Origin of the sequence: Janthinobacterium sp. UMAB-56, from assembly GCF_900095265.1 — a bacterium.
Lineage (GTDB): Bacteria > Pseudomonadota > Gammaproteobacteria > Burkholderiales > Burkholderiaceae_D > Janthinobacterium.
The window spans coordinates 1-14,130 of the sequence record NZ_LT607662.1; the positions used below are offsets into that span (position 1 = coordinate 1).

A 14,130-nucleotide genomic window follows, 5' to 3' on the forward strand; every position below is an offset into this window, starting at 1 on the left:
TGTGATGCCATCATCTTCTGATTCATTGACGGGCTCAAGACGGCGCTGGCTTGACGCTTACCAACAAGCTTCCAATCGTCAACCCGACCAAGTGGAAGTTTCATGAGACGGTGTTTGAGGAGCACTACTACCAGATGCTCAGATTCTTGAGCTATGAGCTTGAGAAGCCAAACTCCATCCTCATCAGCTTCGGGTTTTCGTTTGCCGATGAACACATCAGAAAGCTGGTCCAACGCTCACTGTCAAACCCACAGCTTCAGACTTTCATTTGCTGCTACAGCCAAAGCAGTGCTGAGAGCATGCGTGAGGAATTCAAGCTTTGGAAAAACGTGACCATCATCGGTCCGCCTGAGGGCGAGAAGCTGGACTTCACAAACTTCAACAAGTACATCTTCTCTCTGAAGGCCGAAAAGTACGAGGCTCCTGAAGACAAGGACGGTCTATGAGCATCGTCGTTGGCGAAGTCATTGCTGTCTCAGGAATCCGCATCTCACTACGCATCTTTGAAGACTCCAGCCAGGAGACGATCTTCTATGACGGTGTGAAGTACAGAGGCGTGTCGCTCAGGGAGCACATCTCCATTCAGCGCGGCTTCATTGACATCGTCTGCCTGGTAGAGGGCGAGTACCTCGATGAGCGCCGCATGGAAGCTGATGCGGAGAAGACCCAGTACATCCGAAAAGTGGATGTGCGTCCCATCGGCTACATCGTGGATGACAAGTTCTTTGAGGGTGTGAAGTACATGCCCATGATCAGGGACAAGGCATCCCTACTCAGTGAGCGCATGGTCGGCAAGATCTACGGGACTGAGGGAACAACCAGCTTCTCCATTGGAGCTATGCTCAAGGAGAACGTGCCCATAAACCTGCCATGGACTCGCATCTTCAACAGCCACCTTGGAATCTTTGGTAACACGGGCAGTGGCAAGTCAAACACACTGGCGAAGCTCTACACCACACTTTTCAATGAGAAGCTGGCTGGCCTAAAAAGCAAAAGCCAGTTTGTCATTATTGACTTCAACGGCGAATATGTTGAAGACCAGATCCTTCCTGCTAAACAGAAGAAGATAACGATTCTGGATTCCAAAAAGGAAAAGCACAAATTCAAGATTGAAGCCTCGCATTTTTGGGACGCTGAAACTTTAAGTCTTCTATTTCAAGCCACGACCAACACACAGCAACCGTTTCTGCGAAGAGTGCTGACAGGCAAAGAGCGGTTTAAAGATGTGCCACTTGAACGCTATATTGAAAAGACTTTGGAGAGAGCCTTTAGTTCTGGCGAACCAAAACCAGATGCACTTGAACTTGCTAGGGAGATTGCCAGAATTATTGATTGCGAAGAGCTTCAAGACCATTTGAAGGGCATCACATACAACGGCAAGAACAAATACTTCAGAGCCGCTGAAGGCCACTATTATGATTCCAACAGCGGTGGCTTTGTTGAGTTCATGAAGCCACTATTGGATGAGCACGTTGATGTCGATGACTTGGATCAGTTCACAGAGCTGATTCTCAGATGCTATCTGCAACTATGCTCAGATGTCGTCCTAGGTTATGCCCAGTATGAGCACATCCAGCCGGTACTTTCCCGCGCCAAGTCTTCCATCACAGCTCTTCGCAATGTGCTTGAAATTGTAGATGAGCCACCTCCGACACATCTTTTGCAAGTCATCTCTTTGAAGAAGTGCAAGAACGAAATTAAGAAAATCTTGCCTCTGCTAATAGCCAAAAATTTCTACACGAGCCACAAGGATAATGAGAACCTAAAGAGCCCACCTACGAGGACATTGCACCTGATCATTGATGAGGCTCACAATATCCTCTCAGAGCAATCCACCCGCGAGCATGAAATCTGGAAGGACTATAGGCTTGAGCTGTTTGAGGAGATCATCAAGGAGGGGCGCAAGTACGGGGTCTACCTCACACTCTCCAGTCAGCGGCCTGCCGACATCTCGCCCACCATCGTTTCGCAGATCCACAACTTCTTCATCCACCGGCTGGTGAACGAGCGCGACCTCATGCTGCTGGACAACACCATCAGCACCTTGGACTCCAGTTCCAAGGCTCTCATCCCAACCTTGGCCAAGGGCTGCTGTGTCGTCACGGGGACGGCCTTCGAACTACCTATGATCTTGAAGATTGACCCACTCCTGAAGGTGCACCGCCCGAGTAGTGACGATGTGAACCTTGAAGAGCTTTGGGCACTACCTGACGAGGAGCTATGGTGAAACACTGAATCGACTAGAGTTTTGTCGATGGTTTTCAGTTGGTTTTGCAGTCATCTTCTCTTCGCCATTGATAAGTCTTCCAAGAAAAAGCTTGAAGGCCAGCTAGCGAGTTGTGCCTATCGAACTTCCGCTTTGGGGCGGAAGCAGACGGTCGCCTGACGTGATGTATCCGTTCAAGTCTGAGCGACTGAAATTACGGTCAGCTTCGATACGGTATCGGATGAGATGCGAGACAAGAGCGCGCTGGTCTTCCTGAAACCGCAGTACCCGCATAGCAGTTACCAGATCGATGCCTGGCAAGCGTTGAAGGGGGTGCCTGGCACCTGCCGCTCGTTTGTCGACGACCGGCAAATCCCGATCAACGTGCGCAGTGATGGCGGCGGCGACATGAAGGTTACATCGGCGTGCCAGTCCCTGCAGCCACCGGCCAGTCTGACGCCGCCTCAGGGCGGCGTGATCAAGCAGGCCAATCCCTATATTCAGTTCGCTAGCCACTGTTAGGTCGACACCTGGCCCGTCGTGAGCGTGCAATATGTTGATGCACATTCGGCCACGATGCTGTCCGTGGTGCCGGTCACAGCGACGGAGGCGGACCTTGGCTGAACCGCAAGCGGGGCCGTTGAGATGTCGACGTTCCTCGCCAAGTGCGGCGCGCGGGGTTGTTACTGGCCAGCGTCAGTTTGCAGAGGCGACAATGCCGGCGTGCCGGCTCACTTGCTGGCTGACCTGGCTGGCGCCAGCCAGCTTCCCCCAGGCACGTTAAGATAGCGGTATTTTCGAGATTGAGAGGGTGGCGTGCGCGTGTTGCTGGTGGAAGACGATCCGATGATCGGGGAAAGCCTGGTCGAGGGCTTGCGCGGTGAGTGCTATGCCGTGGACTGGGTGCGCGATGGCCATGATGCGGAGCTGGCGCTGGCCGGTTTCGCCTACGATTTGATGCTGCTGGACCTGGGCTTGCCCGGCAAGGAGGGCATGGAGGTGCTGCGCGCCATGCGCGCGGGGGGCGCCGAGTTGCCCGTGCTGATCATCACGGCGCGCGACGGCACGCCGGCCCGCGTGGAGGGCCTCGACAGCGGCGCCGACGATTACCTGGTCAAGCCGTTCGACCTCGACGAGCTGCTGGCGCGCATACGCGCGCTGCTGCGTCGCCGGGTCAGCCGTTCGCGCTCTGTCATCGAGCATGGCGCGCTGATCCTGGACCTGGCCAGCCACGACGTCAGGTTCGAGGGGGAGCTGATCAAGCTGCCGCCGCGCGAATTTTCCGTGCTGCGTGCCTTGCTCGACCATCCTGGCAAGGTAGTGTCGAAGCGTCAGCTGAGCGAAAAGCTGTACGGCTGGGATAGCGAAGTGGAAAGCAATACCGTCGACGTGTATGTGTACCAGCTGCGCAAGAAGCTGGGCGCGGACTGCATCCAGACCGTGCGCGGCGTGGGCTACAAGATGCGGGGTGCAGCTTGATGACCATCCGCCGCCAGTTGCTGCTGGGTTTGCTGGCCGCCACCTTGCTGTGCGTGCTGGGCGCCGGCATTTCGCTGTTCCGCTCGCTGCTGGAAGAAACCAATGAACTGGCTGATTTGCAGCTGCGCCAGCTGGTAGTGGCCTTGCCCGACGAATTTGCGCCGCAAACGGGCCTGGCTGCCGCGCAGGAGCCGGAAGAAGCGTTCGTGCTGCAGGCGTGGGACGAGGGCGGCCAGCCATTGCCCGTCTTGCAGGGCCAACCGGCATTGCCGCGCTATGCGCTGGCCGGCTTTGCCGATGTCGTGCTGCACGGCGAGGACTGGCGCCTGTACGGCGAGACGCGGCGCGGCCGCTACGTGCAGGTGGCGCAGACGCAGGCCGTGCGCGACCAGCTGGCCTGGCAGATGACCATGCGGGCCGGCGCGCCCCTGCTGGTGTTCGCGCTGATCCTGGCGCTGCTGATCGTCGCCGTGGTCGGGCGCGCGCTGGCGCCGTTGCACCGGCTGGCCGAATCCGTCGCTGGCCGTTCGCCGGACGCCCTGACGCCGCTGGCGGCCGACGACATGCCGCCCGAACTGCGCCCCGTGGTGCAGGCCCTCAATAGCTTGATGGAGCAGTTCGAATCGGCGCTGACGGCGCAGCGCACCTTTGTCGCCGATGCCGCGCATGAATTGCGTTCGCCGCTGACGGCGTTGAAACTGCAGTTACAGGTAGCCGAACGGGCCGGCAGCGAGGAAGAACGCCGCGTGGCCCTGGCGCGGCTGCACGAACGACTGGACCGCAGCACGCATCTCGTGCGGCAACTGCTCAGCCTGGCGCGCCACGAGACGGCGCTGACGGCCAGCCAGCTGCACACGGTGGACCTGGGACAATTGCTGGAAGCGGCCGTGGCCGATCACAGTGCGCTGGCCGACAGCCGCGCAATCGACCTGGGCGTGCTGGAAACGCTGCCGGCCAGGGTGCTGGTGCAGGCCGATCCCGACGGTCTGCAAGTGTTGCTCAATAACCTGATCGACAACGCCTTGCGCTACACGCAGCAGGGCGGGCGCGTCGACTTGCAGGCGGCGGTGGAAGAGGGCCGGCCCCTGCTGCGCGTGTCCGACAACGGCCCCGGCGTGCCGCCACAACACCATGCGCGCCTGTTCGACCGCTTCTTCCGTCCCGACGGCAACGATGCCTGGGGCTGCGGTCTGGGCTTGTCCATCGTGCGCCATATCGCCGAACACCACCGGGCCGATATCGCGCTGGCTGAAGGGGCGGCGGGAAGGGGCCTGCAGGTGACGGTACGCTTCCCGCAAGCGGCCTGAACGGTCAAAAAAAAAGCGGATGCCGGTGAGGGCATCCGCTTGTCAATCCCGGGCCAGGCGCTTACGCCAGCTCGGTGATGAATTGCTCGCGTGCCGGGCGCACTTTCTTCAAGTCCACCAGCCAGTCACCTGCGTCGGCGCGGTAGCCCAGCGGCAACATGACGACGGAGCGCAAGCCCTTTTCGCGCAAGCCCAGGATATCATCGACCTTGGCCGGGTCAAAACCTTCCATCGGCGTTGAATCGACTTTTTCTTCCGCTGCGGCGATCAGGGCCGTGCCCACGCCGATATACGCCTGGCGCGCCGCGTGCTGGTAGTTGGTTTCCGCATCGCGCTGCGGATACGTGGCCAGGATTTGCTGGCGGTACGCTTCCCAGCCTTCATTCTTGAAGCCGCGCACGGTGTTGACGAGGTCAAACATCTGGTTGATGCGTTCGACCGTGTAATTGTCCCAGGCGGCAAACACCAGCAAATGCGAGGCGTCCGTCACTTGCGACTGGTTCCACGCGTGCGGCTTGATCTGCTCGCGCAGGGCAGGATTTGTCACGACGAAGACTTCGTAAGGATGCAGGCCGCTGGAACTGGCCGTCAGGCGCACGGCTTCCAGGATGCGCTCGACTTTATCTTGCGGCACCGTTTTCGTCGGGTCCATTTTCTTGGTGGCGTAGCGCCATTGCAGTGTTTCTAGCAGTGCGGACATGTCAATCTCTTTCATAATGAATAGTTCAGATTGGAAATGATAGCGGATTCAGGCATTTCAAGTGCAAGAGGCCAAAGAATTGGCTTTGCACACTCGAATTGTCTATAGGCCAAGCATGGAAAGCTCATGTTGCGGGTAGCGCGCGACCTGCACGCTGGCGGGCCGCTGGTGTTTGACGACGATGAGCTGGTGCTGCGCGCGCCGCCGGCGTAGTCAGCCGACGGGCGGCGTCGCGCCATGCTCGACCGGCCACTTGATGGTAAACAGGCTGCCGCCCGCCTTGCCGCGCGTGCAGGCTGCGCTGCCGCCATGCGCGCGCGCGATGGCTTCGACTACGGCCAGGCCCAGGCCGCTGCCCGCATGCAGGTCGCCGCCGTCGCTGTCGCCCCGGCGGAACGCGACGAACACGTGCGGCGCCAGGTCGTCGGCAATGCCGGGCCCCGCATCCTCGACGCTCAGGTAGTACTGGCCGGCCTGCACGCGGGTGCGCACGCGCAGCAGGCCCGGATGGGCATAGCGGCGGGCGTTGTCGAGCAGGGCCAGCACGATCTGCCGGATGCGCGCCGCGTCGCAGCAGACGGGATGGTCGGACAGGTGCAGCCGCAGCGAAAAGCCGGCCGCTTCCATGTCCGGCGCCAGCAGGCGTCCCACTTCCTCGATTTCCAGGGTCAGGTCGGTCCAGGCCATGCGCAGCTGCATGTAGCCGCTGTCGGCCAGGCTCAGGGTGCGCAAGTCCTCGACCAGTCGGCCCAGGTCCTCGACTTGCGCCAGCAGGCTGGAAAACGGCACTTCTTCGGGCTTGAAGACGCCATCGACGACGCCTTGCAAGGTGCCGCGCAGGATGGTCACCGGGGTGCGCAGTTCGTGTGCGATGGCCGCATTCCACGTTTCGCTTTCCTTGGCCGCCCGCTGCAGGCGCTCGGCCATGCTGTTGAAGTCATCGACCAGCATGGCCGTCTCCCCCAGGCTGCGGTCGCCCGCGAAGGCCCGCGCGGACAGGTCGCCATGCGCCACGCGGCGCACGCTGTCCATCACGGAATTGATCGGTTTGAGGATGCGCGCGGCCAGCTTGATGGCGAAAAAGGCGGCCAGGCCCAGGCCGAAGATGGTGATGGCGAAGATCCACAGCCATTCGACGGTGCTGGGCGACCAGTCGTCGGGCTCGGACAGCATGCCGGGATCGATCTTGAAGGCGATGGCGAAGAAGGTCCAGGAACCGATCCAGATGATCAGGATGCTGCATACCATCAGCACGGACATCGACAGGATGATCTGCCGGTTCAGGCCCGTGAAGCGCATCAGAGCTCACTTTCCAGGCGGTAGCCGACGCCGCGCAGGCTGGCCGGCATGTTCATCACGCCCGCTTCTTCCAGCTTCTTGCGCAGCTTGCTGACGTGGCTGTCCACCGTGCGTTCCAGCGAATTGCTCTCGGGCATGCACGACTCGAGCAACTCCAATCGGCTGCAGACGCGGCGCGGCGTGCGCGCCAGGTGCGCCAGCAGGCGAAATTCCGTCAGCGTCAGCGTCAAAGGCTGGGGCGTGCCGTCGCGCAGTACGCTGGCCACATAGGTTTCCTGGTCGATTTCGATGGGACCGCAACGCAGGCGCTGGCCGCCCACCGGGAGGTGGCGCACGCGCGAACGGCGCAGCACGGCTGCCACGCGGGCCACCACTTCGGCCGGATTGAAGGGCTTGATGATGTAGTCGTCGGCGCCCACGCGCAGGGCGGCCAGCTTGTCGGCATCCTGGTCGCGCGCCGTCAGCATGATGACGGGCGTTTCGCCGCGTCGTCTCACTTCCGTCAGCACGCCCCAGCCATCGACGTGGGGCATTTGCACGTCGAGCAGCAGCAGGTCCGGCGCCAGCGCCAGGTGCTGCTGCAGCGCTTCCTGGCCGTCCAGGGCGAAGGCCGTGCGGTAGCCGTCGCGCTCCAGGTAACCGGCGAGGATGCGGGCGATTTGCGGTTCATCTTCGGCGATCAGGACGAGGGCGGAAGGCGGCGTGGTGGCAAGAAAAGAGGGCTGGCTGGCGCTGTGATGATAGTTCATCTAAATAGTCTAGCATTCTTCGCTCTCTCCATCGAATCTCCACATTTCTTTGACGGAACATCCACGCAAGCCTTTTATGCTGCGCTTATCTGTCGACCGGACCGCCGGTTGGGATCTGCCATAGAAAAGACCATGCATCCGAGCCACCTCACCAAGAAAAACATATTGATCGCTGCGGCACTGCTCAGCCTTGCCGCCTGTTCCAAACCCGCGCCGCAAGAAGAAGCCGCGCCGCCCGCCGCCGTGACGGTGCTCAAGCTGCAAGCGGCCCCCGTCGTCCTCAGCGACGAATTGCCGGGCAGGGTGGCGGCCTTTCGCACGGCCGACATCCGCCCGCAAGTGGGCGGCATCGTGTTGCGCCGCCAGTTCGAGCAGGGCGCCGAAGTGAAGGCGGGGCAGAAGCTGTTCCAGCTGAACCCCGCGCCATTCCAGGCGGATGTCGATTCGGCCGCCGCCGCCCTGCAGCATGCGGTGGCCACGGCCAGGCGCGCCAGCAGCCAGGCCGAGCGTTTGAAACCGCTGGTGGAAGCGGATGCCATCAGCCGCCAGGCGTATGACGACGCCGTGGCCCAGCGCGAGCAAGCCGTGGCCACCGTGGCGCAGGCGCGGGCCAGCCTGGCGCGGCGTCGCCTTGACCTGGCCTTTGCCAGCATCGAGGCACCGATTGCCGGGCGCATCGGCTCCGAGCTGGTGACGGAAGGCGCGCTGGTGGGCTTGGCGGATGCGGCGCCGATGGCGCGCATCCAGCAGATCGACAAGGTGTATGTCGACGTGCGCCAGCCAGCCGCCGCGCTGGCCGCGCTGCAAGCCTCAGGCAACGGCGGCGCCGACAAGCTGCCCGTGACCATCCTGGGCGCGGACGGCCAGCCGCATCCCGTCACGGGGCGCATCCTGTTCTCGGGCATCAGCGTCGATGCGGGCACGGGCGACGCCGTCATCCGCGTGCTGGTCGACAATCCTCAGCGCCAGTTGCTGCCCGGTATGTTCGTGCGCGCCCGCATCGCCCGCGCCGTGCAGGCCAATGGCGTGCTCGTGCCGCAGCAAGCCGTCCTGCACAGCAGCGATGGGCAGGCGCAGGCCTGGGTGCTCGATGGCATGCACAAAGCCAGCCTTAAACCGATTGCCGTGGGCGATGTGCTCGAGCATCAGTACGTAGTCAACAGCGGCTTGAAGGCTGGCGACACCGTCGTCGTCGAAGGCCAGGAACGTTTGCAGCCGGGCGCCACGGCTGCGCCGCAGCCTTGGAAGCGCGCTACCGCCGTCGCCAAAGCAGCTCCCGTCAGCGCCGTGCGCTGATCCGTACGCATTGAAAGTGTACTCATTGAAAGTGGTTTAATTACATGCCTCAATTTTTCATCAACCGCCCCGTCTTTGCGTGGGTGGTGGCGGTCTTCATCGTCCTGTTCGGACTGATCGCCATACCGCAATTGCCGATTGCGCGTTTTCCTTCCGTGGCTCCGCCCAGCGTCAGCATCAGCGCCAACTACCCTGGCGCCACGCCGCAAACCATGAACGATGCCGTGGTGGGCCTGATCGAGCGCGAACTGTCTGGCGTCAAGCACCTGCTGTATTTCGAGTCCTCCACCGATACCTCGGGCTCGGCCTCGATCACCGTCACCTTCCAGCCGGGCACGAATCCGGAGATGGCGCAGGTGGATGTGCAAAACCGCCTGAAAGCCATCGAGCCGCGCCTGCCGCAAGCCGTGCGGCAAAATGGCTTGACGGTGGAATCGGCGTCGTCCGGGTTCCTGATGATCGTCAGCCTGATTTCCCAGAATGGCCAGCATGATGAAGTGGCGCTGGGCGACTACCTGGCGCGCAACGTGACGGAAGAACTGCGCCGCATCCCCGGCGTGGGCAAGGTGCAGCTGTTCGGCTCCGAGCGGGCCATGCGCATCTGGGTCGATCCGGCCAAGCTGGTGTCGTACAACATCGCCATGGGCGACATCACGGCGGCCGTGGCGCAGCAAAATGCGCAGATCGCCCCTGGCCGCCTGGGCGATACGCCCGCCGTCGAAGGCCAGCGCGTCACCATTCCGCTGACCGTGCAGGGCCAGCTGCAAACGCCGGCCGAATTTGCTGCCATCGTGCTGCGCGCGAATCCGGACGGCTCGAAAGTGACCATCGGCGACGTGGCGAGAGTGGCGCTGGGGGCGCAAAGCTTCAATTTCAGCATCCGCGAAAACGGCCAGGCCGCGTCTGGCGCCGCCATCATGCTGTCGCCGGGCGCAAACGCCGTGCAGACGGCCAGCGCCGTGCGCGCGCGCATGGCCGAACTGGCGCACACCATGCCGGCCGGGATCAAGTATTCGGTGCCCTTCGACACGGCGCCATTCGTGAAAATCTCGATCGAGAAGGTCATCGTCACCCTGTTGGAGGCGATGGTGCTGGTCTTCCTCGTCATGTACCTGTTCCTGCAAAAGATACGCTACACCTTGATTCCCGCCATCGTCGCGCCGATTGCCCTGATGGGCACCTTTACCGTGATGCTGCTGGCCGGCTATTCCGTCAACGTGCTGACCATGTTCGGCATGGTGCTGGCCATCGGCATCATCGTCGACGATGCCATCGTGGTGGTCGAAGCGGTGGAGCGCCTGATGGCCACCGAAGGCCTGTCGCCGAAGGAAGCGACATCGAAAGCGATGCGCGAAATCACGGGCGCCGTGGTTGGTATTACCCTGGTGCTGACGGCCGTCTTCATCCCGATGGCGCTGGCCAGCGGTTCCGTGGGCGCCATCTACCGCCAGTTCACGCTGGCCATGGCCGTCTCGATTTTGTTCTCGGCATTGTTGGCACTCACCCTGACGCCGGCCTTGTGCGCCACCATGCTCAAACCGATAGGCCCGCACGATCACGATAAAAAGGGCTTTTTCCTGTGGTTCGACCGCCAGTTTGAGCGCATGACGGCCCGCTATGAAAAGGGCGTGGTGGCCATGCTGAAGCGCGCCGGCCGTTCGATGGTCGTGTATGGCGCCATCGTCGCGGCGCTGGGCGTGGCCTTCATGCAGCTGCCGTCGGCCTTCCTGCCCGAGGAAGACCAGGGCTACTTCATCACCTCGATCCAGCTGCCGTCGGATGCGACCATGGAGCGCACGCTCGATGTCGTCAAGCTGTACGAGCAGCACGTGGCCACGCGGCCCGGCATCGAAGTGAATCAATCGATCCTCGGCTTCAGCTTTTCCGGCGCGGGGCCGAATGCTGGCCTGGCCTTCACCATGCTGAAAGACTGGAAAGAGCGCCACGGCGCCACGGCGCAGGAAGAAGTGGCGCTGGCGCAGGCTGCCATGGCGCAGGCGAAGGAGGGCGTGATCATGAGCCTGATGCCGCCCGCCATCGATGAACTGGGCAACTCGTCCGGCTTTTCCCTGCGCCTGCAAGACCGCGCCAACCAGGGTGTCAACGCCTTGCAGGCGGCGCAGAACCAGCTACTGGGCCTGGCCGCGCAAAGCAGCATGGTGGCGGGCGTGTACCCGGACGGCTTGCCGCCCGGCGCCAGCGTACGCCTCGATATCGACCGCAGCAAGGCCGAAGCGCTGGGCGTGTCGTTTTCATCCATCGCCGACATGCTGACGGCGGCCATGGGTTCAACCTATGTTAACGACTTCCCGAATGCGGGCCGCATGCAGCAGGTGATCATCCAGGCCGATGCGCCGTCGCGCATGCAGTTGAACGATGTGCTGGCCCTGCGCATCCGCAATAACGCGGGCGGCATGGTGGCGCTGGGTGAACTGGTGCGTCCCGTGTGGAGCGAATCGCCGCTGCAACTGGTGCGTTATCAGGGCTATCCGGCGGCGCGCATTTCGGGCAGCGCTGCGCCTGGCGTGTCCAGCGGCGACGCCATGCTGGAAATGGAGCGCCTGGTGACGCAGTTGCCAGCGGGCTTCGCGCTGGCGTGGACGGGGCAGTCGCTGCAAGAGAAGGAATCGGCCTCGCAGGCGCCCATGCTGATGGCGCTGTCGATGCTGGTGGTCTTCCTCGTGCTGGCGGCCCTGTATGAAAGCTGGTGTATTCCCGTCTCCGTCATGCTGGTGGTGCCACTGGGCTTGCTGGGCGCCGTGCTGGCCGTGATGCTGCGCGGCATGCCGAACGATGTGTTCTTCAAGGTGGGCATGATCACGATTATCGGCCTGTCGGCGAAGAATGCGATCCTGATTGTCGAATATGCGCGCCAGTTGCAGGCGCAAGGGCGTGGACTGGTCGAGGCGACGGTGGAAGCTGCCCGTTTGCGTTTGCGCCCGATCCTGATGACGTCACTGGCATTCGCGCTGGGCGTGGTGCCGCTGATGCTGGCCACGGGCGCCAGCGCCGAAACCCAGCACGCGATCGGCACGGGCGTGTTCGGCGGCATGATCACCGCCACCGTGCTGGCCGTGTTTTTCGTGCCCGTGTTCTTTGTCGTGGTGCTGGGCGCCGTCGACAAGATGGGCAGGTACTTCAAGAAACGCAGTAATCACACCGCCGTCAACGCGGTGGAAGGAGAGTCGTAATGCGTTTGTTTTTTATCACCCCCCTGGCTGCGCTGGCCTTGTCGGCCTGTTCATTGGCGCCGCCGCTGGTCAAGCCGGTGCCGCCTATCCCTGCCGCTTATGCCGAGGTTACCGCACCGGGCAGCGCCGCCGACCTGGGCTGGCGCCAGATGCTGCTCGATGCGCGCCTGCAGCGCCTGGTCGACATCGCACTGGAAAACAACCGCGACTTGCGCGTGGCGTCGCTCAACGTGGAAGCCGTGCGGGCCCAGTACCAGATCCAGGATGCGGCCCGCACTCCGGCCATCGGCGCCCATGCGGGCGGCGTGCGCCAGCGCGGCGCCGATGGCGTGACACAAAATCAGTTCACTTCCGGCATCGCCATGAGCGCTTTCGAGATCGACCTGTTCGGCCGCCTGCGTTCCCTGTCGGACGCCGCGTTTGCCCGCTACCTGGCCACGCAGCAGGGCCAGCGCGCCGCGCATATGGCTCTGATCGGCGCTGTTGCGGATGCCTATCTGGAACAGCGGCTGGCCGAGGAACAGCTGGCACTGGCCCGGCAAACCCTGGCCGACTGGCGCCAAGCGCTGGTCCTGACGCAGCGCCTGCATGGCGCGCAGCAGGGCAGTGGCCTGGACGTGGCGCAAGCACAAGGGCAGGCAGCCACGGCGGAAGCGGACGTGCAGGCGCGCGAACGGGCCAGCGCCTTGGCGCGCAACACGCTGGAATTGCTGCTGGGCGTGCCGCTGCCCGCTGATTTGCCCCCTGGTCGGCCACTAGACGGCCAGCCCGTGCTGACACAGCTGCCGCCCGGGCTGCCCTCGGACTTGCTGGCGCGCCGTCCCGATATTTTGCAGGCCGAGTATGCGCTGCTGGCGGCGAATGCGGAAATCGGCGCCGCCCGCGCCGCCTTTTTCCCCCGTCTGTCCTTGACGGCGTCGCTGGGCCTCGCCAGCCCTGAGCTCGGTGACCTGTTCCGTGGCAGCGCGCGCAACTGGTCGTTTGCGCCGCAAGTCACGCAGCCACTGTTTCAGGGTGGCCAGCTGCGCGCGGAGCTGCAGCTGTCGCGCCTGCGCAAGGATGTGGCGGTGCTGCAATACGAGCAAGCGATCCAGACGGCCTTCCGCGAAGTGCGCGACGGCCTGGCCGGCAGCGCCACGTATGCGCAACAGATCGAAGCCCAGCAGCGTGTGGCGGTGGCCGCCGAACAGCGGCGCAAGCTGTCGGCCTTGCGCTATGGCGCGGGCCAGGACAGCCGGCTGGAATTGCTGGACGCGCAGCGCCAATCGTATGCGGCGCAGCAATCTTTGCTGGACTTGCGACGCGACCAGTTCAAGTCGGCCGTGGCCCTGTACAAGGCGCTGGGGGGCGGGCTGGAAGAGTAGCCGCCTGTCGCGCCTGGCCAGTAAAGGCGCCGCTTGGCCCTTGCCGCGCTGCACGATGGCTCTCCGCAGGTCGGCTTCGCCCATGTTGCTGGCGTGACTGCTGCGCGCCACTTTCCTGACCCCAGTCGCTATCGTGCCTGCGACCATACAGCGATTAAGTTACCTAAAGAGAATAGAAAATAGAGGTGGAAATTTTTTTTGCGCCGCTGCATCCAACGGCGTGCCTGGTGGGTAGTACAGGGGTGCGCTCGCTGCAACGGCGGCATGAGCTGCACTTCCACTCACACTCACAGGGGGTACGATCATGCCATCACTGCCATCTTTGCCATTTGCCAAGCTGCTGCTTGTTTCCGCCATTGCCATGACCTTGTCCGCTTGCGGGGGCGGGGGCATTCACCATGAAGTTGTCGTCACGCCACCGCCGCCAGCGGTCGTCACGGGTGATGTGTTTGTGTTGACTGTCAGCAATAAACTGCTGTCGTTCGACCGGGCCACGCCGGGCACCATCCGCAGCGCGGTTGCCGTGACGGGCTTGCAGG

Annotated in this window: 11 protein-coding genes and 1 pseudogene; 9 read left to right on the forward strand and 3 right to left on the reverse strand. The window is 62.6% G+C overall.

Translation table 11 applies throughout. The annotated features are described in order from the left end of the window. Positions 1-50 precede the first annotated feature (50 nt). From K0F85_RS19510 to K0F85_RS19530, 5 genes are all read left to right on the forward strand, one after another. A complete protein-coding gene (locus tag K0F85_RS19510; RefSeq protein ID WP_219117610.1) occupies positions 51-446 on the forward strand; it encodes a hypothetical protein in 396 nt (131 codons plus the stop codon). Continuing rightward, a complete protein-coding gene (locus tag K0F85_RS19515; protein ID WP_219117611.1) occupies positions 443-2,227 on the forward strand; it encodes an ATP-binding protein in 1,785 nt (594 codons plus the stop codon). Before K0F85_RS19510 ends, K0F85_RS19515 begins: the two co-directional genes overlap by 4 nt. A gap of 225 nt (positions 2,228-2,452) precedes the next feature. After that, a complete protein-coding gene (locus tag K0F85_RS19520) occupies positions 2,453-2,728 on the forward strand; it encodes a hypothetical protein (protein WP_219117612.1) in 276 nt (91 codons plus the stop codon). Positions 2,729-3,022: 294 nt separating this feature from the next. After that, entirely contained in the window at positions 3,023-3,685 is a 663-nt protein-coding gene (locus K0F85_RS19525) for a response regulator transcription factor (RefSeq protein ID WP_219117613.1), read from the forward strand. Continuing rightward, entirely contained in the window at positions 3,685-4,992 is a 1,308-nt protein-coding gene (locus K0F85_RS19530; protein ID WP_257572920.1) for an ATP-binding protein, read from the forward strand. Before K0F85_RS19525 ends, K0F85_RS19530 begins: the two co-directional genes overlap by 1 nt. Before the next feature lie 61 nt (positions 4,993-5,053). On the opposite strand, the gene K0F85_RS19535 is transcribed toward K0F85_RS19530, so the two are convergent. From K0F85_RS19535 to K0F85_RS19545, 3 genes are all read right to left on the reverse strand, one after another. Next, positions 5,054-5,692 (reverse strand): NAD(P)H-dependent oxidoreductase, encoded by a 639-nt coding sequence (locus K0F85_RS19535; RefSeq protein WP_219117615.1) that lies wholly within the window; start codon positions 5,690-5,692, stop codon positions 5,054-5,056. Positions 5,693-5,905: 213 nt separating this feature from the next. Continuing rightward, on the reverse strand, positions 5,906-6,991 hold the full coding sequence (locus K0F85_RS19540) for an ATP-binding protein (RefSeq protein ID WP_219117616.1): 1,086 nt from the start codon (positions 6,989-6,991) through the stop codon (positions 5,906-5,908). Further along, positions 6,991-7,740 carry a response regulator gene (locus tag K0F85_RS19545; RefSeq protein ID WP_219117617.1) on the reverse strand — a complete coding sequence of 250 codons (750 nt, stop codon included), beginning with the start codon at positions 7,738-7,740 and terminating at the stop codon, positions 6,991-6,993. The genes K0F85_RS19540 and K0F85_RS19545 overlap by 1 nt, the downstream gene beginning before the upstream one ends. Before the next feature lie 132 nt (positions 7,741-7,872). Between K0F85_RS19545 and K0F85_RS19550 the strand changes: the two genes are divergently transcribed. The 4 genes and pseudogenes from K0F85_RS19550 to K0F85_RS28920 form a co-directional block, all read left to right on the forward strand. Further along, positions 7,873-9,036, forward strand: coding sequence for an efflux RND transporter periplasmic adaptor subunit (locus tag K0F85_RS19550; RefSeq protein ID WP_219117618.1), 1,164 nt, complete (start codon positions 7,873-7,875; stop codon positions 9,034-9,036). A gap of 44 nt (positions 9,037-9,080) precedes the next feature. After that, positions 9,081-12,227, forward strand: a complete 3,147-nt coding sequence (locus K0F85_RS19555; RefSeq protein WP_219117619.1) for a multidrug efflux RND transporter permease subunit — start codon at positions 9,081-9,083, stop codon at positions 12,225-12,227. After that, the gene (locus K0F85_RS19560; RefSeq protein ID WP_219117620.1) at positions 12,227-13,591 is read left to right on the forward strand and encodes an efflux transporter outer membrane subunit; all 1,365 of its coding nucleotides are present in this window, start codon (positions 12,227-12,229) and stop codon (positions 13,589-13,591) included. The genes K0F85_RS19555 and K0F85_RS19560 overlap by 1 nt, the downstream gene beginning before the upstream one ends. Positions 13,592-13,895: 304 nt before the next feature. Further along, positions 13,896-14,130: pseudogene (locus K0F85_RS28920) on the forward strand (DUF4394 domain-containing protein); the annotation flags it as partial.

What these genes read in the sequence shown, in the direction of transcription:
- K0F85_RS19515 (WP_219117611.1), top strand. Translation starts at nt 443, where the DNA reads ATGAGCATCGTCGTTGGCGAAGTCATTGCTGTCTCAGGAATCCGCATC.
- K0F85_RS19520 (WP_219117612.1), top strand. Translation starts at nt 2,453, where the DNA reads ATGCGAGACAAGAGCGCGCTGGTCTTCCTGAAACCGCAGTACCCGCAT.
- K0F85_RS19530 (WP_257572920.1), top strand. Translation starts at nt 3,685, where the DNA reads ATGACCATCCGCCGCCAGTTGCTGCTGGGTTTGCTGGCCGCCACCTTG.
- K0F85_RS19535 (WP_219117615.1), bottom strand. Translation starts at nt 5,692, where the DNA reads ATGTCCGCACTGCTAGAAACACTGCAATGGCGCTACGCCACCAAGAAA.
- K0F85_RS19540 (WP_219117616.1), bottom strand. Translation starts at nt 6,991, where the DNA reads ATGCGCTTCACGGGCCTGAACCGGCAGATCATCCTGTCGATGTCCGTG.
- K0F85_RS19545 (WP_219117617.1), bottom strand. Translation starts at nt 7,740, where the DNA reads ATGAACTATCATCACAGCGCCAGCCAGCCCTCTTTTCTTGCCACCACG.
- K0F85_RS19550 (WP_219117618.1), top strand. Translation starts at nt 7,873, where the DNA reads ATGCATCCGAGCCACCTCACCAAGAAAAACATATTGATCGCTGCGGCA.
- K0F85_RS19555 (WP_219117619.1), top strand. Translation starts at nt 9,081, where the DNA reads ATGCCTCAATTTTTCATCAACCGCCCCGTCTTTGCGTGGGTGGTGGCG.
- K0F85_RS19560 (WP_219117620.1), top strand. Translation starts at nt 12,227, where the DNA reads ATGCGTTTGTTTTTTATCACCCCCCTGGCTGCGCTGGCCTTGTCGGCC.